19 protein-coding genes, 1 tRNA gene and 1 other RNA gene are annotated in these 21,210 nt (G+C 43.9%); 14 read left to right on the top strand and 7 right to left on the bottom strand.

Annotated elements, in window-relative coordinates:
• The 3 genes from EI161_RS02180 to ligA all read left to right on the top strand — a co-directional run.
• A partial coding sequence (locus EI161_RS02180) for an IS1 family transposase (RefSeq protein WP_192524181.1) occupies positions 1-140 on the top strand: 140 nt, incomplete at its 5' end.
• 324 nt (positions 141-464) lie between these two features.
• Positions 465-1,490 carry a cell division protein ZipA C-terminal FtsZ-binding domain-containing protein gene (locus tag EI161_RS02175; RefSeq protein ID WP_192522580.1) on the top strand — a complete coding sequence of 342 codons (1,026 nt, stop codon included), beginning with the start codon at positions 465-467 and terminating at the stop codon, positions 1,488-1,490.
• A 338-nt stretch (positions 1,491-1,828) separates the two neighbouring features.
• Entirely contained in the window at positions 1,829-3,904 is a 2,076-nt protein-coding gene (ligA, locus tag EI161_RS02170) for an NAD-dependent DNA ligase LigA (RefSeq protein ID WP_192522579.1), read from the top strand.
• A gap of 173 nt (positions 3,905-4,077) precedes the next feature.
• Here ligA and EI161_RS02165 read toward each other — a convergent pair whose 3' ends face one another.
• The 6 genes from EI161_RS02165 to EI161_RS02140 form a co-directional block, all read right to left on the bottom strand.
• On the bottom strand, positions 4,078-4,632 hold the full coding sequence (locus EI161_RS02165; protein WP_192528857.1) for an REP-associated tyrosine transposase: 555 nt from the start codon (positions 4,630-4,632) through the stop codon (positions 4,078-4,080).
• Positions 4,633-4,782: 150 nt separating this feature from the next.
• Entirely contained in the window at positions 4,783-5,325 is a 543-nt protein-coding gene (locus EI161_RS02160; RefSeq protein WP_225735187.1) for a hypothetical protein, read from the bottom strand.
• Positions 5,326-5,587: 262 nt separating this feature from the next.
• Positions 5,588-6,010: a hypothetical protein gene (locus EI161_RS02155; RefSeq protein ID WP_192528856.1), complete on the bottom strand. Its 423-nt coding sequence runs from the start codon at positions 6,008-6,010 to the stop codon at positions 5,588-5,590.
• Between the two features lie 446 nt (positions 6,011-6,456).
• Positions 6,457-8,907 (bottom strand): YgiQ family radical SAM protein, encoded by a 2,451-nt coding sequence (locus EI161_RS02150; protein WP_192528855.1) that lies wholly within the window; start codon positions 8,905-8,907, stop codon positions 6,457-6,459.
• Between the two features lie 221 nt (positions 8,908-9,128).
• On the bottom strand, positions 9,129-9,884 hold the full coding sequence (locus tag EI161_RS02145; RefSeq protein WP_225735186.1) for a hypothetical protein: 756 nt from the start codon (positions 9,882-9,884) through the stop codon (positions 9,129-9,131).
• A gap of 188 nt (positions 9,885-10,072) precedes the next feature.
• Positions 10,073-10,540 carry an Lrp/AsnC family transcriptional regulator gene (locus EI161_RS02140; RefSeq protein ID WP_192528854.1) on the bottom strand — a complete coding sequence of 156 codons (468 nt, stop codon included), beginning with the start codon at positions 10,538-10,540 and terminating at the stop codon, positions 10,073-10,075.
• Positions 10,541-10,785: 245 nt separating this feature from the next.
• On the opposite strand from EI161_RS02140, the gene EI161_RS02135 reads away from it, so the two are divergent.
• Positions 10,786-11,808 (top strand): EamA family transporter RarD, encoded by a 1,023-nt coding sequence (locus EI161_RS02135; RefSeq protein WP_225735185.1) that lies wholly within the window; start codon positions 10,786-10,788, stop codon positions 11,806-11,808.
• 241 nt (positions 11,809-12,049) lie between these two features.
• Here EI161_RS02135 and smpB read toward each other — a convergent pair whose 3' ends face one another.
• Entirely contained in the window at positions 12,050-12,526 is a 477-nt protein-coding gene (gene smpB / locus EI161_RS02130) for an SsrA-binding protein SmpB (RefSeq protein ID WP_192522574.1), read from the bottom strand.
• Positions 12,527-12,762: 236 nt separating this feature from the next.
• Between smpB and coaD the strand changes: the two genes are divergently transcribed.
• The 10 genes from coaD (at position 12,763) to EI161_RS02080 (ending at position 21,165) form a co-directional block, all read left to right on the top strand.
• Entirely contained in the window at positions 12,763-13,275 is a 513-nt protein-coding gene (coaD, locus tag EI161_RS02125; RefSeq protein WP_192522573.1) for a pantetheine-phosphate adenylyltransferase, read from the top strand.
• A gap of 171 nt (positions 13,276-13,446) precedes the next feature.
• Positions 13,447-13,695 (top strand): YfhL family 4Fe-4S dicluster ferredoxin, encoded by a 249-nt coding sequence (locus EI161_RS02120; protein WP_192522572.1) that lies wholly within the window; start codon positions 13,447-13,449, stop codon positions 13,693-13,695.
• An 11-nt stretch (positions 13,696-13,706) separates the two neighbouring features.
• The gene (bioA, locus tag EI161_RS02115) at positions 13,707-15,038 is read left to right on the top strand and encodes an adenosylmethionine--8-amino-7-oxononanoate transaminase (RefSeq protein WP_192528853.1); all 1,332 of its coding nucleotides are present in this window, start codon (positions 13,707-13,709) and stop codon (positions 15,036-15,038) included.
• A 14-nt stretch (positions 15,039-15,052) separates the two neighbouring features.
• Positions 15,053-15,784 carry a dethiobiotin synthase gene (gene bioD / locus EI161_RS02110; RefSeq protein WP_192528852.1) on the top strand — a complete coding sequence of 244 codons (732 nt, stop codon included), beginning with the start codon at positions 15,053-15,055 and terminating at the stop codon, positions 15,782-15,784.
• Between the two features lie 74 nt (positions 15,785-15,858).
• An RNA gene (gene rnpB, locus EI161_RS02105) (RNase P RNA component class A) lies at positions 15,859-16,216 on the top strand.
• A 134-nt stretch (positions 16,217-16,350) separates the two neighbouring features.
• A tRNA-Met gene (locus EI161_RS02100) sits at positions 16,351-16,427 on the top strand.
• A gap of 248 nt (positions 16,428-16,675) precedes the next feature.
• Positions 16,676-17,488: an ABC transporter permease gene (locus tag EI161_RS02095; RefSeq protein WP_192528851.1), complete on the top strand. Its 813-nt coding sequence runs from the start codon at positions 16,676-16,678 to the stop codon at positions 17,486-17,488.
• A gap of 58 nt (positions 17,489-17,546) precedes the next feature.
• Positions 17,547-18,218, top strand: coding sequence for an ABC transporter ATP-binding protein (locus tag EI161_RS02090; protein WP_192522568.1), 672 nt, complete (start codon positions 17,547-17,549; stop codon positions 18,216-18,218).
• Positions 18,187-19,302, top strand: a complete 1,116-nt coding sequence (locus tag EI161_RS02085) for a capsule biosynthesis protein (protein ID WP_192522567.1) — start codon at positions 18,187-18,189, stop codon at positions 19,300-19,302. Before EI161_RS02090 ends, EI161_RS02085 begins: the two co-directional genes overlap by 32 nt.
• Positions 19,303-19,383: 81 nt before the next feature.
• Positions 19,384-21,165, top strand: a complete 1,782-nt coding sequence (locus EI161_RS02080) for a polysaccharide biosynthesis/export family protein (RefSeq protein ID WP_192522566.1) — start codon at positions 19,384-19,386, stop codon at positions 21,163-21,165.
• Positions 21,166-21,210 lie beyond the last annotated feature (45 nt).

Genomic DNA, 21,210 nt, shown 5'->3' with positions numbered 1-21,210 from the left:
GTATAGAGGGTAATAACTGTCGCCTTAGACACCGATTAAGACGAGCGGTTAGAAAGACTTGTTGCTTCTCTAAGAAGCTCGATAATCACTTCAAAGTGTTTGATATGGTGTTCTTTTACATCAATTATGGCTACGTCTGATGCCAGCATACTTTTTAGAACACCACCATAAATTCGTCTATGGGCATCTCATGACTCCGTTGTATTCTTGGTCGAAAACAATAGATTAGTGAGATGCTCTTCTTTTTTCAATCACTTTCGATGTTGAGAGTGGGGTATAAATAATTAATAACTGGCAGCCACTGCTAGTGTTATAGTTAGGTCTGGAATATAAAGTCACGCAAGTATGTCAGACTAATGACAAACGATGACTATATGGTGACGACATTAAATAGCCATGCTAGACTATTGCCATTTATTCCCTCTTATGTATTCCCTTTTGTCATATATTAGGATGTATTTCTCATGACCGCTATTCAGTTTATATTGATCGCCATTGCCGCATTTATCGTGCTTGCAGGGTTGTTTATGGTCATTCGTAGCTTTCAGCGCCGCAAAACGGCCGAAGCTGCCGCGGTCAATTATGATAAAAACGGTATTCCCATCATACCGCGTCATGAGCGCAATATCGTCGATCAGCCAGACTTGGATGATACCGTCGCGGGCGAGACCAGCATTGCGCCTGATCGCAGTTATCTCAATGCAGTGGTTGAAGAAGAGCCTTTGACCCAGCCACATAGCACTGTCGATGCGCAGCTGACAGCGGGGCGCGATGGTATAAATAGTGAGGCAAGCGCTGATGATAGCCATATCAGTGATGAGGATTATGCACGCTGGCAACAAGAGCAACAGCACGCTGATAATGCTGAATTTGTAGAAGCCGCTGGACAAATGAATGTCGAGCAAGAGCCAGATGCGTTTTCAAGCTTAATGTCGGCAACCGACAGTCTGATGCCATCGATTGATACGGCAGAAGAGCCAAGCTTTGACAATAACAGCCCAATACTTGATCAGCATCTATCAGAGCCAGTGGATGAAGCGCAAAACAGCCCATTAATTAATGCCAAAGACAATATTAATATCACCATATTGCCGCACCAATACCGTGACCGTCCACACGCCGTTATTCGCGGTCGTGATTTGTTGGCGTTAATTGATAAATACGGTCTGCGCTATGGGGCGATGAATATGTTCCATCGCTATGAGCAAAAAGATGGTACAGGCATGCTATGGTTCAGCATGATGGGCATTACCGACAGTGGTATCGCACCCTTTGATCCGCATAGCGTGGCGACCAATACTTATAACGGCGTAGTGGTCTTCTTATCATTACCGCATCCACAAGCCGTGCGTAGCTTCGATAGTATGATGAGTATTGCCTATATGATGGCAAGCGATTTGGACGCTATCATGCTCGATGAAGAAAACGAACCAATCACCCCTGAATATAAACAACAGCTGCGTAATCAAGTTCGTGATTATGAAGGCTAGTTAATAGTAGTTCATTCATGGCTGATTGATATGACAGCCAGTAAAAAAGGCAAATAGCGATAACGTTATTTGCCTTTTTTAATTTTCGGCTTATCGGTTTTTCATCTATAGTTAAAATATTTTAAAAACGCTACGGTACTGCTTGTATATTTTTTTGCAGCCTCTGTCTGCGTAGGCACAGCAAGCAAGAAAAAATTATACAAGCAGTATGTGGTGTATAGATATTATTTTTCATTGATTATAACTATTTATATACGTCTGTTTATCTATAAAATGTTATCCGACCCTCCTGCAAACTTGTTATCATATCGGCATCTTGAACCGTAAAGACGCTGACTATGACTGATCCTATTTTACCGCTTACTTCCAAAGACATTAACACTGGCAAATCTGTAGAAAATGATGCTGCTATTGTCACCCAAATGCGCCTGCTTATTGATACTTTAAAGACGCATAATTACGCCTATTATGTGCTCGATAATCCCATCTTAGAGGACAGCGAGTACGATCAGTTACGGCGTTCCTTATTGGAGCTTGAAGGCGAGTATCCAGATTTAATACAACCTGATAGTCCGATTAATCAAGTGGGCGATACGCCGCTATCTGCCTTTACTCAAGTCATGCATGACGTACCGATGCTATCGCTTGGCAATGTCTTTGAATACGATGATTTGCGCGACTTTATGCGCCGCGTCAATGATCGTTTGAATGACGCGCAGAAAAACCCTGAATATGAGATGGAGCTAAAACTTGATGGTTTGGCGGTGTCACTCAAATATGCTTATGGCAAATTTGTACAAGCGGTAACACGAGGTGATGGGCAAGTAGGCGAAGACATCACCCAAAATGCCAAAACCATTCGTAATCTGCCGCTATGGCTAGCTGATGCTACTGATATCGAGCTGTTAGAAGTGCGCGGTGAAGTGCTGATGCCAAAGGCAGGCTTTGAGCGTCTCAATCGCTTAGCAGCAGAAAAAGAAGAAAAGACATTTGCTAACCCACGTAACGCTGCCGCTGGGAGTTTACGCCAACTCGATCCAAGTATAGCCGCTAGTCGACCATTGGCGTTTTATGCCTATTCAGTCAATCAAGGACTGCCCGAAAGTATAGAGACCCAATCGGCCGCATTGGCTTGGATTGGTGATATTGGTTTTACCGTTAGTGCTGTAAGAGTGGTACAAAACCCGCGTGAGGCGCAAGCCTATTATGAGTCAGTTATTGCGACGCGTAGCGACCTGCCATTTGAGATTGACGGCATGGTGATTAAGGTGAATAGACTTTCATTACAGCAGCAGCTTGGCTTCTTATCGCGTGAGCCGCGCTGGGCAACGGCGTATAAATTCCCTGCCGAAACCGTCATGACGCGTCTACATGCAATTGAGTGGCAAGTCGGACGTACTGGCGCGATTACCCCAGTTGGTAAGCTCGAGCCTGTCAAAGTTGGTGGCGTCACCGTCAGTAATGTCACCTTGCATAATTTTGGTGAGATTCAGCGCTTAGACGTGCGCGCAGGCGATATGGTTAGCGTTCACCGCGCCGGTGACGTCATACCCAAAGTCACCCGCGTTTGGACAGATCTGCGCCCAGAAGATTCAAAACCAGTTAAATTGCCATCGACCTGTCCAGTATGTGACTCGCCTGTAGTATTGCCTGAAGATGAAGCGTTGGCACGTTGTACTGGCGGATTGTTTTGTCCCGCGCAGCAGCAAGAGGCACTGATTCACTTTGTCTCGCGTCGGGCGATGGATATCGATGGCTTAGGCGCGAGTTGGCTGATTAGCTTTTTTGAGCATGGCTTAATTAAAACCGTCGCTGATATTTATCAGTTGCACAACCATCAAGACGAGATGATTACTTATGAGAAGCTGGGCGAAAAATCGGTAAAAAATATCATCAGCGCAATCGAAGCCAGCAAATATACGACACTGGCGCGCTTTATCTATGCACTTGGTATTCGTGGCGTTGGTGAAACCACTGCGCAGAATTTGGCACAGCAATTTGGCGACCTTGACAGTCTAATGGCAGCAGATATCGAAAAACTGTTACTCACGCCAGACGTGGGCGCTATTACTGCTGAGCTTGCCTATAAGTTCTTCCGCGCACCGCACAATATAGAAGTCATCACCGCATTACGTGAAGCTGGCGTGCATTGGGATAAGGTCGAGCAAGTGGTGTCAGAGGGGTTGCCGCTCGATGGGCAAACGTGGGTTATTACTGGCGCGCTCGATAGCATGGCACGCGATGAAGCCAAAGCCAAGCTTCAAGCGCTCGGTGCCAAAGTATCCGGAAGCATCTCAGCAAAAACTACCGCGCTATTGGCAGGTGATAAGGCTGGCTCGAAGATGGCGAAGGCGGAGAAATTAGGGGTGAAAGTGGTGGGTGAGGATGAGTTTCTGGCGTTGGTTGGGGAGTAGGGCAAGTCCTTGCCATTAAAAGAGCAAAGAGACAGAAAAGAAAAAGCATGGCCTCAGCATCGCTTGCTTTAATGGTAGGCAAATATGCGGGTCATGAGCCGTCTTTTTTTAATGGCTCACTCGGCGCTCGCGTACAGCCAGTAGGGTGCGCCTAGCGCACCATCAAATATAGCTCACTCTAATTTATCAATAAAACTCGATGAGAATTCGAGACCATCATCCCCCCAATCTGCTAAATAGTCACCTTGCCTCACATAACGATGAAAGCTTGAATACGGCCAATCTACTACCTTTTTGACTAACCCATGCTTAACAGGGTTATAGTGCAGATAATCTATATGTCTTATAAAGTCTGCTTCGTTCTTTATTTCATGCTCGTAAAACCGACGTTGCCAAATGCCTCTTTCATGTCTCTTAACTTTTGAAGGGCTTAATTCATTTATTGGTAAGTGGTATTGTGGGCAAGCTTGGGTGGTTAAGCGCTTTATCTGTGACCAACGCATACTATAGTCAGCATCGTTTTCAGGCAGTCTCCAAATACAGTGCAGATGGTCGGGCAATTGTACCCATGCAATAATTTCAAAGGAATATTGTTGTTGAACTTGTTTTATACTTTTTTTAAAGGCTTGCAGGAAGTCATCTTCACACAGTATTCTTCTTCGGTTGTATGAAACCAAAGTAAAAAAGTAGGTAGCACCTTTCGTGTATGAACGAATGTATCGTGGCATCTGTATTTACCGTATGAGCCTTTATGTCTTATAGTTATGCGGGATAGATTCTATAGCTTACAGGTTTTTTAATCTTATCGGTGCGCAAGGCGCACCCTACAGTTTAGAGTTTCTTGGTAGCGTATGCGCAAAAACATACGCTATTAATCTCTACTCCGCCATCTCTCCATGCTCCTTAACCTCACTTTTCTTACCATCTGGCACAATTTCAATCGGCAATACCAACCCTTTCGCAAATTCACCAGACAGTACATAATCATAATTACTGGCTTTAACCTCAGGCGTGGTATGAATAATAAGTGTCATGTCTTTATCATCGGTCAGCTCATGTGAGACGTAATTTTCACTCAGCTGATCCAAGGCTTTTGATAGTGCTTCATTACTTGCCATACTCACGGTTAGATTATGCTGAGCCGTAGTATTATCAACTTTGAAGTATTCTGCATAGTCACGGACATTTTGGCTATCGGGCGCAAAAGGATATTGATAATTGCTGAGATCGGCTGGTTTTTCACCGCTATCCATGGCAGACCAATCAATCGTGTTTTCGGCTTTCGTTGATGAATCCGCTGTCGTTAGCGCTGAATCAGAGGACGAAGTAGTTGTTTCAGCAGTATCAGCACTGTTGTCGCACCCTGACAGCGCCCACATACTGGCACTAGCGACAATCATCATATTCATTAAGCGCTTCATTATTGAGTCATCCTTTTTATTGTTCAGCATCAAGCATTTTTATAGATGTGCTATTTTGACAGCTTTCTATACGCTTCTCTAGTTATATTCAGAAAAGGGCTGATTCTTATGTTAGGAAGTCAGCTAAGAAAGCGCGTTATCTATAGTTTGAGACAAAATGGCAGGCATAAAAAAACAGCCACCAAATGATGACTGTTTATAGTAATGCTAAGCTTAACAACTATAGATTTATCGTTATCAATGCACGATTAAACCGAAATCATTATCTACCCACTTGGCAATTTACTTGGTATTCTTTACCGTCTGCCCATTTGATAGCAAAGATACCTTTGTCGTCTTTCATGTGCCATGCATAGACAGCTTCAGGGTTTGACTCGTTGATATAGCTTGCTGTATCGCCTTGCACTTCACCATTTAAGATGATTGGTTGCTCATTCCATTGTACTTTAGGCATGGTTGCATTTAGCATGACTTGTTTTTTATTGATTGACTGTTTTGCCATGATTTTGCTGTCGTCAGTACAAGTATAAGGTGCTGGTGCCATGCGATCGTAAGCGGCATCGGGTACGCTTTCTGATGCAGGCGTTTCTGATGCATTTGGCGTAGTAGTGGGAGCAGTAGTCGCACAAGCGCTTAATAGGGCAAGAGCAGGTAGGGCCGTTGCAATTTTAGTTAGCGTATTCATGGTTTTCTCCAAAGGTATAAAAATTATCATGTATTTGTTTTTAACTATGCGTTAAGCATATAGCGCATATGGTAACGAAAACTATTACTGGAGAATGTTAGAAATTGTTTGTCACGTGTTTGCTTAGTTACTTAAACGCTGACTAATGTAACGCTCGAATGATCAGGTTTTAAAATAGGGAAGGATAGTTAGGGAGAAGCAATATTGATACATCAGGTACTGCTGATATTAATTTTTCTTGCTTACTATGCCTACGCAGACAAAGGCTGAAAAAATTTCATACCAGCAGCACTATAGCGTTTTTAGAATATTTTAACTATAAGTGCATTAAAAATAAGCCTATGCCAAACAAAAAGCGCCTATCGACTGCTTAGCCGATAGGCGCTTTTTGTTGATATTAATAAAGACGTTTGAGCCTGCTTAACAGTAATTTAATGGTTGTTTAACTACTTAGTTTTACGTGGTGGCAAACCCGTATGCTGAGTTTGGAAGTTACCTTTGCTGACTTTTTTATTGTTTCTGCTCGAGGTGTTTTTTGCAGCGCTCGGGCTATTATTGCTGCGCTTCACTGAGTCATTGCCCAAACGACTGTTCTTTTTACGTGCTGATTGATAGCTGTCTTGTGCCGCGTCGCGCCCTTCTAAGCTGGCGTTAAATGGCGGGATTAAGCAGCCACGATTTTTACCAATTAAATCACTGCGTCCCATTTCTTGTAGCGCTTTACGCAATAATACCCAGTTTTTTGGATCGTGGTAGCGCAAGAATGCTTTGTGTAGTTTACGCTGCTTACCAGATTTGACGATATCCATATCACCTTCGCTACGGCTTACTTTATGCAGCGGGTCTTTATGAGTGTGATACATGGTGGTCGCTGTCGCCATTGGGCTTGGATAGAACGCCTGCACTTGGTCGGCGCGATAGCCATAGTTTTTGAGCCAAAGTGCCAGATTCATCATGTCCTCATCTTTGGTGCCGGGGTGAGCGGCGATAAAGTAAGGAATCAGATACTGCTCTTTGCCCGCTTCTTGGCTGTACTGCTCAAACATGGCTTTGAACTTATCGTAATTGCCCATGCCAGGCTTCATCATTTTTGATAAGACGTTTTCTTCTGAATGCTCAGGAGCAATTTTTAGATAGCCACCGACGTGATGACTGACCAACTCTTTGACATATTCAGGGTCTTTAATTGCCAAGTCATAACGCAGTCCTGAGGCGATAAGAATCTTTTTTACCCCTTTAATATCACGCGCTTTACGGTATAGCTTGGTCAAATTACTGTGGTCGGTAATCAAGTTTTCACAGACGTCAGGATAGACACAAGAGGGCTTGCGGCAGTTTTTTTCAATGGTCTCGTCTTTACAGCTGAGACGATACATATTGGCAGTTGGCCCACCAAGGTCAGAGATGACGCCAGTGAAGTTGGGCGCGACATCACGAATCGCTTCGACTTCACGTAGGATGGAGTCTTCTGAGCGGTTTTGGATAATGCGTCCTTCGTGCTCGGTAATCGAGCAAAAAGTACAGCCGCCAAAACAGCCGCGCATGATATTGACGGAGAATTTAATCATGTCATAAGCAGGAATGTGCGCATCGCCATAGCTTGGATGCGGCAGGCGTGCATAAGGTAAGTCAAACACGTAGTCCATCTCTTCGGTCGAGAGTGGAATCGGTGGCGGGTTGAGCCAGACATCGATTGAGGTATGCGAATTACCTGCACCACTACTATGACGCTGCACCAGCGCACGGGCGTTTCCCGGATTGGTCTCGAGATGCAAGATACGGCTGGCATGCGCATATAATACTGGGTCGGATTTGACATGCTCATAATCAGGCAGACGAATGACGGTTTTCTCACGCGGTGGCATTTTGAGCTTGTGCTTACGCGCAGTCATAGGTTTGTCAAAACCGCGCATTTGCACTACTTGCGTGTCTTCATCGACTTGGTCGGCATTGATAATTTTATTGGTTACTGGTTCAGAGACGAAGCCCGGATACTGTGAAGCCATGCCTGCCATTCCTGTCATTCCCGACATGGCTTGCCCAACGGGAGAATCGCTAGGTTTGTTTTGCTCGATTGAGCATTGGTCGACGTCTTCGGTCATGACATACGGGTTGATAATCGGGTCAACACGACCGACGGTATCGACATCATTGCTGGCGACTTCGGTCATGCCCGCTTGCCAGTGACGACGGGTCGGGGTCAATAAATACGCTGTACCGCGTAAGCTACTCATTTGCTCAAAGCTATAGCCTTTTGACAAACCATGGACCACGTCGACGATGGCACGCTCGGCATTACCATACAATAAAACATCGGCACGGGCATCGATCAAAATACTGCGACGGACTTTATCCGACCAATAATCATAATGGGCGATACGGCGCAAGCTGCCTTCGATGCCGCCCAAGATAATCGGCACATCGGGATACGCTTCGCGGCAGCGTTGACTATAAACGATAGCGGCGCGGTCAGGGCGTTTGTCCGCCACGTTGCCTGGCGAGTAAGCGTCATCGCTACGAATTTTACGGTCAGCAGTATAGCGATTAATCATGCTGTCCATATTGCCTGCGGTTACGCCATAGGCATAAACGGGTTTACCAAGCTCCATAAAAGCGTCTTTACTCTTCCAGTCTGGCTGCGCAATGATGCCAACGCGAAAACCTTGTGACTCTAGCAAGCGTCCGATAATCGCCATACCAAAGCTTGGATGATCGACATAAGCATCGCCTGAAATGATGATGACGTCACAGGCATCCCAGCCCAAATCGTCCATCTCTTTACGGTTCATGGGCAGATAGGGCGCAGGCTCGTAGCAGCTCGCCCAATGTTTGTCGTAGTCGTAAAGCGGTTTGGTGCCTTGTTTAAAGGCGGTACGGGCGATGGTATCGGCAGACATGAGCGGACCTGTTAATTAGAAAAATGGCACTAAAAGTTAGCCGTTATTCATCAATAAGAACAACGGCTAATTTAAAGGCGCTCATTTTAACATGAATTTAACTCATGATGTCATAAACGATTGGCGATAAGTGATTGATAGTGTAAGACATCTGGCAGTAAGGAGAGTCGTTAAAATTTAGAAACCTTTCAGTTTTAAGTATTCGATCATATAAAAATTTACTATTCTAATAGTTGAAATGGGAAAGTGACGACATCAAAGGCTAGGGCAAAAGGTAGTAATACTAGCTTTTGAGCGGTATTTGCACCGCTACGAGATACTTGGTTTTGCTGCGACTGCGTATAAAAATTGACCATATAAGGCTTGCTTAAGGCGCGATAATTGGATTGGATTAAGCTTAAGTTACTGACTTGTGGATAGATAGCCCCTTTCACAGGAACGCTAAAGCAAAAGCGCTGGGCATTGATACGCTGGTCACTGGCCGAGGTACATTCTTTGCCTTTATTTTGTAAAAAGAACTGATAATCGGAGCGCTTAAACTCATCCTTTAACTTAGCATAAGAAAGCTTCATTTCGCCCTGAAAATAGCCATCGTTATTGGGTACGTAAAAACTCATGTCATTATCGACTTGAATATTTTTTGGCGTTAAGTTGGTCAATAAGCTGACCATTTCTGTGCCGCCTTGGGTGAGTACATAGCTGTTCTTTTCACCGACGATAACCATCGAGGCGTTGGGCATTTTCGGTAACGCCTGTGCCGGACGACCAAAGGCGATAATCTGATCTTCTGACAAGCTGTTTTTAGTGGTTTTTGTGCTGGCATGACTGCTACTGTCTAATAACGAGCTGGTAGCACAGCCTGAGCTGGCGAGTAATGCCACCAGCGATGCGCCTGTTAATAGTATTTTTAGGCTGAGGAGTTGTGGTACTGTTTTAGTACTGTTTTTTCGATAAGTACTATTTGAGTGTTGAGTCATGGTAAGGCTTCCTTGTCTACATTGGCTATGATTAAGCTTGGTTTTATTAACTATTCATAAGCTTATAAATTTATCGAACGTCCCTTTATATCCTATTTTGACATCTTACTCAGTTGCTTTGGATAACTCTACTAATAATTTATATTAGCGGTTATTTAGAGTTTATAGCTATATTTAATTAAGCGCAGTTAATCCAGTAAAATCTTCGTCCCACTCTTGGTAAAATTCATCACAAACTGGCTTTTAAAGCTACGCACATTATTCTCGTAGGTCAGCAAGTTACGCGTGAATTCATGGTAATCTTTCATATTTTTGGCGTTGACCATCAACATAAAGTCCGCATCTCCGGATACTTCATAGCAGCTCATTACTCGCGGTTGATCGTGCATTAAGCGCTCAAAGCGATGCTGCATCGAGGTGTTAGAACGCGACATCTCTATCATCACTACCGCTGTTAGACCGTAGCCCACCTTATTGGGATCAACGATAGCGACTTGTTTGGTTATTACACCGTTATCCGTTAATGCTTGGATGCGGCGCTGAGCGGTAGCGATAGAAACGTGGACTTGCTCTGCCACGGCTTTTAGGGGCAACGTCGCATCTTCTTGGAGCAAGTTTAAAATGGCTTTATCGATAGCATCTAACGTCTGACTCATGTATTGATTCTCCAAAAAATATTATTAAACCTAAAGTCTATTATAATTATTATCGGTATTTATTAAATAATAATAAAATATTGATGTTTAGGTCTTATAAATGATAAAAATAATCAAAATTGACTTTATATAGATATTTTATATCATTAAGGGTTAGTAGAATAGGCCGTCTCAGTCAACCCCATCGGTGAGAATTAAAACTCATCACTGATTGTTTTAAACGCTATTATTTTACGGTGCTATTCATGTCTATCTCAATGCTTTCCAATGTATTTACCAATACGCTCGCAACCACGGTGTCGCGCTTACCGTTGCCGGCAGTTTGGACAGCAGGTAGCGCGCAGCAACGCACATTGATAATGGGCGTAGCGTTAGCAATACTCTCAAATGTCTTGTTTGGTGTGCTTTATGCTTATAGTAGCTTTTTAGCGCCGCTATCGGGTACCCAAGTATTTATTTGGCGCATGCTGGCGATGTGGGCAGCATTGGTAGGGTATTTGCTAATTAGTGGCCGTCTGGGTTTACATATTGGTAAGCTAAAAGCGCTCGGCACGGTTAAGCAGTGGGCATGGTTACTATTACCGACACCGATATTCTTAAGTCAGTTTTGGCTGTTTATGTGGGCACCGGTCAATGGACAAGGCGTCCAAACGGCGATGGGTTATTTTTTATTCCCACTGATGATGGTGGTCTTTGGTTGTATACTATTCGGTGAAAAGTTAAGCCGTTTGCAATGGTTGGCCGTTGGCTTTGCGGCATTGGGCGTTGGCAGTGAGATTGTGCGTACGCAAAGCGTCTCATGGGCAACGTTATGGGTCTGCGGTACTTATCCTATTTATTATATTTTGCGTCGTCTACAAGGTATCGGTGCGGTGACTGGCTTGTTAGTTGATTTAACGATATTTGCACCGTTTGCTTTGGTGTATTTAGTCTTTGTCGCGCCCAATAGCTTAAGTTTAGTGAGTGGTTCTGGTTTCTTTATTATGATGCTGACGGGACTCGGTATACTGAGTGTGCTAGCGATGAAAACCAACGTCGATGCCAGTCAAATGTTGCCAGTCAACGTCTATGGCATGATGAGTTATTTAGAACCGGCATTGTTATTTATTTTAGCAATCACCGTATTGGGTAACCCGTTTGAATCAGCGATGATTTATAGTTATGGCTTGATTTGGCTTGGTATTGTTTGTTTGATTGTGCATGGTGTGCGTCAACTGCGTCGCGCTCATAAAAATACGCAAACCACTAAAACAGTGCAAGCGGTTTAAGATATAGTCAGTGAGAAGTAATATCGCTACATCACTTACTGCAGGTACCGTTTTTTCTTGCTTGCTGTGCCTACGCAGACAGAGGCTGCAAAAAAAACTATACCCGCAGTATCGTAGCGTTTTTAAAGTATTTTAACTATAGAGTTCATAAAACTGCTTTACTCAAATTTATCTGCCTCATAAAAAAGGACGATTCAACATAGAAGCTGAATCGTCCTTTTGGGGTTTGCTATAAATACCTTTAATCTAAATGTTGTTTAAAGCCGCGCTGTTTATCACGCTCCCAGTCACGGTCTTTAAGGGTTTTACGTTTATCGTGCTGTTTTTTACCCACTGCTAAAGCGATTTGGCATTTCACTAGCGAGTGTTTCCAATAGCAAGATAATGGCACGCAAGCATAGCCTTTTTGATTGACCGCGCCCATTAACTTTTCAATTTCGCGGCGATTGAGCAGTAGCTTACGCGTACGGATACTATCAGGGCTGACGTGTGTTGAGCTCGATAGTAGCGGCTGAATGTGCGCGCCAAATAAGAATGCTTCATTGTTACGGAAGATGATATACGCTTCGGTGATGGTCATTTTACCCGCGCGAATCGCTTTGACTTCCCAGCCTTGTAATGACAATCCTGCTTCAAACGTCTCTTCAATAAAGTACTCGTGACGAGCTTTTTTATTGGCACAGATTTGATTGTCAGGTTTTTTTGATTTTTTTGACATAATTTCTCCAAAAGGACTTCAAAATATATTGTCCTTGTCTAACAGTCCTCATCGCAATCTTTTAATAGGGGTTGTATCTTTTCGGTGCTAAGATGGATGAGTCGAACCGGCTATTGTAGCAAAGCATGGTGTGTAAAGGTAAGTCGGCTGTTAGGACAAATGTAGCAGATAAGTATTAAGTTTGGGTAAAATTTGCTAGCATATACCGCATTATAATCAACCATATTAGCCCTGTTATGAGCCTTTCTGCTACTTCTTCAAAATTGCATACCAAGATTTTATACCCTGGCACCTTTGACCCGATTACCAACGGTCATGTGGACTTAGTCACGCGTGCGACCAAATTGTTTGATGAGGTAGTGATTGCGGTTGCCTCAGGACACCATAAAAAGCCATTATTCGACTTTGAAGAGCGTGTGGCTTTGGTCGAAACCGTATTTGCTGACTTACCCCAAGTCTCAGTGGTAGGGTTCGAAGGTTTGCTCGTTGATTTTATGCGTGAAAAAAATGCCACGGCAGTTTTGCGTGGTCTACGAGCCATGTCCGATTTTGAATATGAGTTTCAGCTGGCCAATATGAATCGCGAGCTTGATGAAAATTTTGAAGCGGTATTTTTGACCCCTTCGCAGAATTACTCATTTATCTCATCAACGATGATTCGAGAAATCGCCAAACTTGGCGGTGATGTGACTAAATTTGTGCCACCTTGTGTGTCTGAAGCTTTTATCCAAAAGCTCAGTATTAAATAATAATACCAAACCCAAAAGTACGATTAGCTGTGTCAAACTCGTTTAGCCTACGATGCGTCGCACTTGCACTCGTTTTCCTTGCTACTCTAATTTTTGTGAATGGTATAAGTTCATTGTTACATAGTTTATCTACCCACTAATGATCAACTGCTAGCAAATAAGGAGCAGTTTATGGCGTTATTAATTACCGATGAATGCATCAATTGTGATGTGTGCGAACCTGCTTGCCCCAACGATGCGATTTATGAGGGCGAGGATATTTACGAGATTAACCCTGATTTATGTACCGAATGTGTGGGGCATTTTGACGAGCCGCAGTGCGTGGAGATTTGTCCCATCGACTGTATCCCAAAAGACCCTAACCACGTAGAGTCTGAAGGTGATTTATTGGCAAAATACAAACGCATCACCGGTAAATAGTAGGTTAATTCATGACGAGTCTGTCAGCAGCAACCAGCAATCTCGACCCAGATATCCATTCCTCTTTTGATAATCAGCATCTTTGGCATCCTTATGCCAGTTTGCCGCCCAGTTATCCAAATATCGTTATTGACCACGCGGATGGCATTTATATTGTCACCGAAGATGGCACACGTCTGCTTGATGGGATGTCGTCGTGGTGGGCAAGCGTGCATGGTTATAATCATCCGCAATTGAATGCGGCGATGATTGAACAATTGGGCAAAATGGCACACGTCATGTTTGGTGGCTTAACCCATCAGCCCGCGATTGACTTGGGCAAAAAGCTGCTATCTATCGTCCCCACCGGACTCGATGCGATATTTTATGCCGATAGCGGTAGCATTGCCGTAGAAGTCGCATTAAAAATGGCCTTGCAATATCAGATTGCTGCCAAGCGTCCGATTAAGCAGCAATTTGCCTCGACTCATTCTGGCTACTATGGCGATACCTGGCATGCGATGAGTATCTGCGATCCCGTTGCAGGCATGCACAGTCTGTATGGTAAGCAATTACCTATGCAGCACTTCGTTCCTGCACCGCCGTTAGGATTTGAGCGTGAGCTAAGCCAAAGCGAGCGTGATGAGTTAAGCGTATTTTTCGCTAAAAACAGCGACAAGCTTGCTGGCTTTATTATCGAGCCGATTATCCAAGGCGCAGGTGGTATGCGCTTTTATAGTCCTGAGTATCTGCAACTATTACGCCAATTGTGTGACGAGCATGACGTAGTGCTGATTGCTGATGAAATCGCCACTGGCTTTGGGCGTAGTGGCAAACTATTTGCGTGTGAGCATGCTGATATCAGCCCTGATATTATGACTGTTGGAAAGGCATTGACTGGCGGCTATATGACTTTTGCTGCCACCCTTTGCACGCGCACCATAGCCGATACCATTAGCCAAAGCGACTATCCAGCCCTTATGCATGGGCCAACTTTTATGGGTAATCCACTGGCTTGTGCGGTCGCCTGTGCCTCGATTGATTTGATACTGTCTTACGATATCGAAGCGCGTACGGCAAATATGCAAGCGGTGATGGAGCAGCAGTTCGCACCCGCTGCGCTCTTGAAGGGTGTTGCCGAGGTACGTTGTCTAGGTGCGGTCGCCGTCATGGAGCTGTGTGAAGCCGTTGATATGCCAGTTTTTCAATCTTTACTGATTGATAATGGCATTTGGGTGCGACCATTTGGTAAGTTGGTCTATATTATGCCGCCTTATATTATTACTGATGACGAGCTAGTGACGTTATGCCAAGCGTTGTTAAAAGTGGTGCGCGCTTATTTATCCATGCAAGTCCAAGCGTAAGGTCAAGTTAAGTCATGAGTGTACTATTTATCTCTGGTATCGATACCGATATTGGCAAAACCTATGCCACTGGCATGATTGCCAAAGCGCTTATACAGCAAGGTGTTAAGGTTATTAGCCAAAAGTTGGTACAGACAGGCGTCAGTATCAATGCAGATAATGGTGACATGAATATTGCCGACGATATTGTTACCCATCGTCAATTAATGAATATTCCGCTACAGCCCTGCGATATCGACGGCACAACTTGTCCTTATCGTTATGAAAAGCCAGCATCGCCGCATTTGGCAGTAAAACTTGCTAATGATACTCTTAACCCTAGTTTGATTACTAAAGCTACGGAAGCGCTACAGTCAGATTATGACGTGGTGTTATTGGAAGGCGCAGGCGGATTATTAGTGCCGATCACAGAGCCGTTATTAACCTTAGATTATATTGCTGAAGTCGGCTATCCGATTATTTTGGTTACTTCTGGTCGCTTGGGCAGTATCAATCATACCTTGCTCAGTTTGGAGGCAATAACAGCGCGTGGTTTAATGGTACATAGCGTCGTTTATAATCATATTCACGATGACACTGTGCATGCTAGTGTGAATACTGATGCTGAAATTGCGAATAGCACGATTGATTTTTTGCAAAATTATCTGGCTCAGAACTATCCAAATACCCATTGGCTACAGCTACCACAGCAAGATAAAAACGAGCCTAATAATAATGAGTTGACGCTGCCGATAAGTTTTATTTGAACGTTTTTATCTAAAGAGCTAAATAATCCAAAAAAATCTCCGACATCAGGATTAATTTTGCTATACTAGCGCGCTTGGTAGGCTAGGCAATCGCCGCTGCACACTGGCAACAGATGGCGCAGGGGAGGAAAGTCCGGGCTACATAGGGCAGCGTGCCAGCTAACGGCTGGGCAGGGTAACTTGACGACCAGTGCAGCAGAGAGTAGACCGCCCCGCGCAAGCGAGGTAAGGGTGAAAGGGTGCGGTAAGAGCGCACCGCGTGGCTGGCAACAGTTCACGGCATGGTAAACTCCACGCGTAGCAAGACCAAATAGGCATCGGCATGGCGCGGCCCGCGTTCGATGCGGGTAGGTTGCTTGAGCGTACGAGCGATTGTACGCCTAGAGGAATGATTGTCCACGACAGAACCCGGCTTATCGGTTTACCAACTTTTTTTATTGTTCATTTTTATCAGTAGTAATAGTAATAATTGCCATTAATTTGAATAAAATTCAGTTTTTTTGCAAAAATTGCTAATTAGGGGTTGACGACAACCGCCTCTATCGGTATTATACCGAGCCTTAAATGGCGATGTAGCTCAGCTGGTTAGAGCGCATGACTCATAATCGTGAGGTCAAGAGTTCAAGTCTCTTCATCGCCACCATTTATATGCAGTTGCTCAAATTTAAAAAGGCCAATCATTCTGTGATTGGTTTTTTTTTGCTTAAAATAAATAGATGTAATGCCCGTCTGATAGTCGGTTGAGTAGAGTGTTTAATTATAGCGCGCCTTAATTACTTACCGATTTCTTACTAAATCATAGGCTTATCTGTTTAGACACAGATTAATTCTTGTAACTTATGTCCCTGTTACTTATCATAGGGGCTGTTTTCGGTAAAGTCCTGTAACGCCATGTCTGTACAATTACCTCCTTATCGTCCTATTAAGCATCGTAGTGGTCTGAAAGTCATGGGTGCGGCATTTCATGCGTTACTGATGCGTGAGCTGCAAACGCGCTTCGGTGGTTATCGATTAGGTTATCTATGGGCGCCATTAGAAGTTCTTTTTCAAGTACTTATTTTTTTAGTAATATTTGGCGCTATTCGGGAGCGTTTGGTTCCCGGAATGGATTTTTCTCTGTTCTTAGTGGCAGGAATGGTTCCGTTTCGCATGTTTCAGAAAATAGCGACGAGAGCATTAGGGGCTGTTGAGGCTAATAAAGGCTTGTTGATGTATCGTTCAATCAAGCACATCGATGTGATTATTGCGCGTTCATTTTTAGAACTGGTCATTTATTTTTTCACATCGATACTGTTGCTGCTTGGCTTGGCCTTTTTTAATATTTATGCCAGTTTAGAAAATTTGCATATTGTATTGTTTTGCTGGATAACGCTATTTATATTTAGCTTTGGTGTTGCTCTAATTATGATGGTAGTTGGTCATTATGGCGGTGAGATTAGCAAGGTAATCACTATAATATTTACTATATTGTATTTTACATCTGGGATTATTTATCCTATCCATATTATTCCAGAGCCATACTTTAGTTATCTACTTTACAACCCTTTTATTCATAATATTGAGCTAATTAGACATGCATTTGCCCCTAACTACCCTGCTGATCATATTGATATAGGATACTTTTTAAAATGGATGTTTGCGGTGAATTTTTTAGGATTATTGCTTTATAAATATGCTGAGCGAGATATGCTCCGTTCGAAATAAATAGATAATTATATAGATAGTTATCATGTAAGAAATGCGAGTAACAATAGGTAAAACGATGATTGAAATTAGAAACGTCTCTAAATCATTTATGACCAAGCAAGGTCGGCATTATCTATTTAAAGATTTAAATCTGACCATTGGTGATAAACAAAGTGTCGGTTTACTTGGTCGTAATGGCGCTGGTAAGTCGACCTTGCTACGTATTATCTGTGGACTGGATGAGCCAGACCATGGTGAGATTATTACTGATTCTACGATCTCTTGGCCAGTCGGTGTGGCCGGTGGTTTTCAGGGCAGTTTAACAGGCCGTCAAAACGTGCGTTTTGTGTGTCGTCTATATTCAAGCGGGCCTTACATTGAGGAAAAAATCCGTTTTGTAGAAGAATTCGCTGACATTGGCAATTATTTTGACATGCCGGTGAAAAGCTACTCATCAGGGATGAAAGCGCGCTTAACCTTTGGCCTGAGCTTAGCTTTTGATTTTGATTATTATATGCTTGATGAAGCCGGCGCCGTTGGTGATGCCGCGTTTCGTAAACGTAGTGAAGAGATTTTAGCCGCCCGCCGTGCACAAGCGGGGTTTTTAATAGTGTCGCATAACATTGGTGATATCAAACGTAACTGCGATATTGGTATTGTATTAATGGATCAAACAGCACATGTGTTTGACGATACAACAGAAGCGATTGAGGTTTATGAAAAGCATATCCACAAAGCAAAAAAGTAAAGTAGTCAGCTTCTCGCTATTTATCGGCTTAGTAGTCCTTCCTTGGGTGCTGGTGATTTTCTACGTCATGACCTTTGCTCACCCGCGCTTTATCTCAACTGCTAATGTGGTGGTCAAGCAAGTAAGCGAGTCAAGCGTACCAGCTGGTGGTGGTTTATCGGCCCTATTGGGAGTGAACAGTACCAGTAAGGAAGATGCGACTTATCTAACCGAGTATATTTTATCTAATGACATGGTGAAGCGTCTTGATAATAAATTCAAGTTCCGCGAAGCTTACCATGTCGATGGCTCAGATCCGCTCAATGAGATTGATCCCGATGCCACGCAAGAGGAGTTACTTGAGTACTTCAAAAAGCGTGTTCATATCAATCTAGATGAACAAAGTTATGTACTCTCAGTCTCGACGGAAGCTTTTGATTCAAAGTATGCTTTTGAGCTCAATAAAACCATCTTGAGTGAGTCTGAGCAGTTCGTAAACCGTATTTCACAAGAAGTGGCTCGCGATCAGTTGGTGTTTGCAGAGACTCAATTAGATGAGTCGCAAGATCGCTTAAATGATGCTAAAGAGAAGTTATTAACGTATCAGAATACAAACGAGATTTACGACCCTCAAGCCAATGCCCAAATCGTTAATCAACTGATTGGTAGCTTGCAAGGGCAACTCAGCTCATTACGTACCGAAGAGCGACAACTGCTTAGCTATCTGAATCCAGATGCGCCGCAAGTGGTTTCCGTAAGAAGTCAGATTAAAGCGATCGAGGAGCAAATCACTCAAGAGCAAACCAAGCTGACGTCACCAAGTACCACCAAGTTGAACCGTCAAGCGGTACAGTTTGAGACCATTAAAGCCGATGTTGACTTCGCGACTGAGCTGTATAAATTGTCGTTGTCTTCGCTTGAAAAGGCGCGTCTAGAAGCCTTTAAAAAGATGAAGAATTTGATTGTGATCTCAACCCCTTATGAAGCTGAAGAAGCATTATATCCACGCCGAGCTTATATTATTTGGACATCGTTGGCTTTGCTTTTGATGCTTTATGGATTTGTGCGCCTAGTGATGGCGGTTGTCCGTGATCATCGTAGCTAGTCGTTGTCCGTGATCATCGCAGCCATTTGTCACAAACCAGATATTAGTAATGATCGATAGATCAGCAAAGGAATACCACTCATGAATATGAAACCACGTCCTATCGTGACAGTGATACAAGCGATAAGTTTGGCAATGGCAGCAACCAGTGTTCCAGCGCTAGCAGCAGGCAGTTATGCCGATCAAATGGCAGGTTCGAGCTTTGGTACGTCTGCCAACAGCAGGGGTCAAGATCAAAATCGCAACAATATTAATGTCTCAACGCAAGCCTTTGCTGGTGGTGTACAAGGGCAGGGCACTACTCAAGAAGCGGTAGATGCGGCAAGCTTACCTAGCCAGTCTGTTATTAACACCACACGACCTTATCAAGACATCGATACTCAAGACTTGATGTTCGGTGAGCAGCTATTTCGCGGCGCATTTTCCACGACTTCTGGCTCCACTTTTAACGACAGCTATTCGATTAACCCTGGTGATAATGTACAAGTACGGATGTGGGGAGCTTATCAATATGCCGCCACTATGACGGTTGATCCACAAGGCAATATCTTTTTGCCTAATATCGGTCCGGTTCGCGTTTCTGGCGTCCAAAATGGCAATCTGCAGAATGTAGTCAAGAGCGCGGTCAATCGTATTTATCGCTCGAACGTTGGCGTCTATGCATCCTTAGAGCAAGCGCAACCGGTTAAAGTATTCGTCACTGGATTTGTCAAGCAGCCTGGTTATTATGGTGGACTGGCAGCAGACTCCGTATTGTCTTATTTGGATAGAGCGGGCGGTGTTGATCCAACACGCGGTAGCTACATTGATATTCAGATAAAACGCAATGGTCAGATGTTACAGCAGGTCAATCTATATGATTTTTTATTAGCGGGTAAACTGCAGTCTTTCGCCTTCCGTGATGGCGATGTCATTACCGTTGCTCCGCAGAAAAAGACGTTTGTCGTTGGTGGTGAGGTCCAGAACGAATATACCTTTGAATTTGATGTTAATGACTTAACTATCGGTGATGTTTTACAAGTGGCTAGTCCGGAAGCGAACGCTACCAACGTTAGCATTACCCGCAGTGCAGGACGTGCGCAAACCGCCGAGTACTATTCACTGGCGGAAGCGCAAAGCGTTCCTGTTTATAATGGTGATGAGATGGTAGTCACCTCCGATCGCTATGCTGGTACAATCGCGGTGCAAGTTAAAGGCGCGCATACCGGCAATGGTGCGATGATAGTGAAGGACGGTGCGCGTCTCAAAGACATCGTTCCACAGTTGCAGCCGAGTCCATTAGCGAAGCTCTCGCATCTGACCATTTATCGTGAGTCCGTTGCTGAGCAACAAAAACGCATGATTAATGAGTCGCTTGATCGTTTAGAAGAGCTGACGCTTGCTACGCAGTCGACCACTCGCGAAGAGGCGGCACTACGTCAAGATGATGCCACTTTGGTTAAGCAATTTGTCGCCAAAGCACGTAACGTGAAGACAACGGGTCAAATCGTCGTGGTACCGAATTCGTGGCAGGATATTATTTTGCAGCAAGGCGATATCATTGAGATACCTGCCCAAACCTCAGTCATTACGGTCAATGGTCAAGTACGAGCACAAGGTGCGCTTACCTTTAACCCAGATTATACCGTTGGTGATTATGTTGCCAATTCAGGCGGTTTCTCTGATAATGCTGACGTTAAAGAAATCTTGGTTATCCATCAAAATGGGGCCAGTGAAGTGGTCAATACCGCCTACCGTATCCAGCAAGGTGACGAGATTATGGTATTACCAAAAGTCAAAACCAAGCGCGTAGAAATCACCCGTGGCTTGTCGCAGATTGTCTATCAATTGGCAATCGCAGCTAAAGTTGTCCTCGATTTATAACTGTTATTTAATAGCGACATAAAACATCATCTGTATAGATTGATG

Source organism: Psychrobacter sp. FME5 (genome assembly GCF_014861375.1).
Lineage (GTDB): Bacteria > Pseudomonadota > Gammaproteobacteria > Pseudomonadales > Moraxellaceae > Psychrobacter.
This window is presented reverse-complemented; position numbering and strand designations above follow the sequence as displayed.

What these genes read in the sequence shown, in the direction of transcription:
- EI161_RS02175 (WP_192522580.1), top strand. Translation starts at nt 465, where the DNA reads ATGACCGCTATTCAGTTTATATTGATCGCCATTGCCGCATTTATCGTG.
- ligA (WP_192522579.1), top strand. Translation starts at nt 1,829, where the DNA reads ATGACTGATCCTATTTTACCGCTTACTTCCAAAGACATTAACACTGGC.
- EI161_RS02165 (WP_192528857.1), bottom strand. Translation starts at nt 4,632, where the DNA reads ATGCCACGATACATTCGTTCATACACGAAAGGTGCTACCTACTTTTTT.
- EI161_RS02160 (WP_225735187.1), bottom strand. Translation starts at nt 5,325, where the DNA reads ATGAAGCGCTTAATGAATATGATGATTGTCGCTAGTGCCAGTATGTGG.
- EI161_RS02155 (WP_192528856.1), bottom strand. Translation starts at nt 6,010, where the DNA reads ATGAATACGCTAACTAAAATTGCAACGGCCCTACCTGCTCTTGCCCTA.
- EI161_RS02150 (WP_192528855.1), bottom strand. Translation starts at nt 8,907, where the DNA reads ATGTCTGCCGATACCATCGCCCGTACCGCCTTTAAACAAGGCACCAAA.
- EI161_RS02145 (WP_225735186.1), bottom strand. Translation starts at nt 9,884, where the DNA reads ATGACTCAACACTCAAATAGTACTTATCGAAAAAACAGTACTAAAACA.
- EI161_RS02140 (WP_192528854.1), bottom strand. Translation starts at nt 10,540, where the DNA reads ATGAGTCAGACGTTAGATGCTATCGATAAAGCCATTTTAAACTTGCTC.
- EI161_RS02135 (WP_225735185.1), top strand. Translation starts at nt 10,786, where the DNA reads ATGTCTATCTCAATGCTTTCCAATGTATTTACCAATACGCTCGCAACC.
- smpB (WP_192522574.1), bottom strand. Translation starts at nt 12,526, where the DNA reads ATGTCAAAAAAATCAAAAAAACCTGACAATCAAATCTGTGCCAATAAA.
- coaD (WP_192522573.1), top strand. Translation starts at nt 12,763, where the DNA reads ATGAGCCTTTCTGCTACTTCTTCAAAATTGCATACCAAGATTTTATAC.
- EI161_RS02120 (WP_192522572.1), top strand. Translation starts at nt 13,447, where the DNA reads ATGGCGTTATTAATTACCGATGAATGCATCAATTGTGATGTGTGCGAA.
- bioA (WP_192528853.1), top strand. Translation starts at nt 13,707, where the DNA reads ATGACGAGTCTGTCAGCAGCAACCAGCAATCTCGACCCAGATATCCAT.
- bioD (WP_192528852.1), top strand. Translation starts at nt 15,053, where the DNA reads ATGAGTGTACTATTTATCTCTGGTATCGATACCGATATTGGCAAAACC.
- EI161_RS02095 (WP_192528851.1), top strand. Translation starts at nt 16,676, where the DNA reads ATGTCTGTACAATTACCTCCTTATCGTCCTATTAAGCATCGTAGTGGT.
- EI161_RS02090 (WP_192522568.1), top strand. Translation starts at nt 17,547, where the DNA reads ATGATTGAAATTAGAAACGTCTCTAAATCATTTATGACCAAGCAAGGT.
- EI161_RS02085 (WP_192522567.1), top strand. Translation starts at nt 18,187, where the DNA reads ATGAAAAGCATATCCACAAAGCAAAAAAGTAAAGTAGTCAGCTTCTCG.
- EI161_RS02080 (WP_192522566.1), top strand. Translation starts at nt 19,384, where the DNA reads ATGAATATGAAACCACGTCCTATCGTGACAGTGATACAAGCGATAAGT.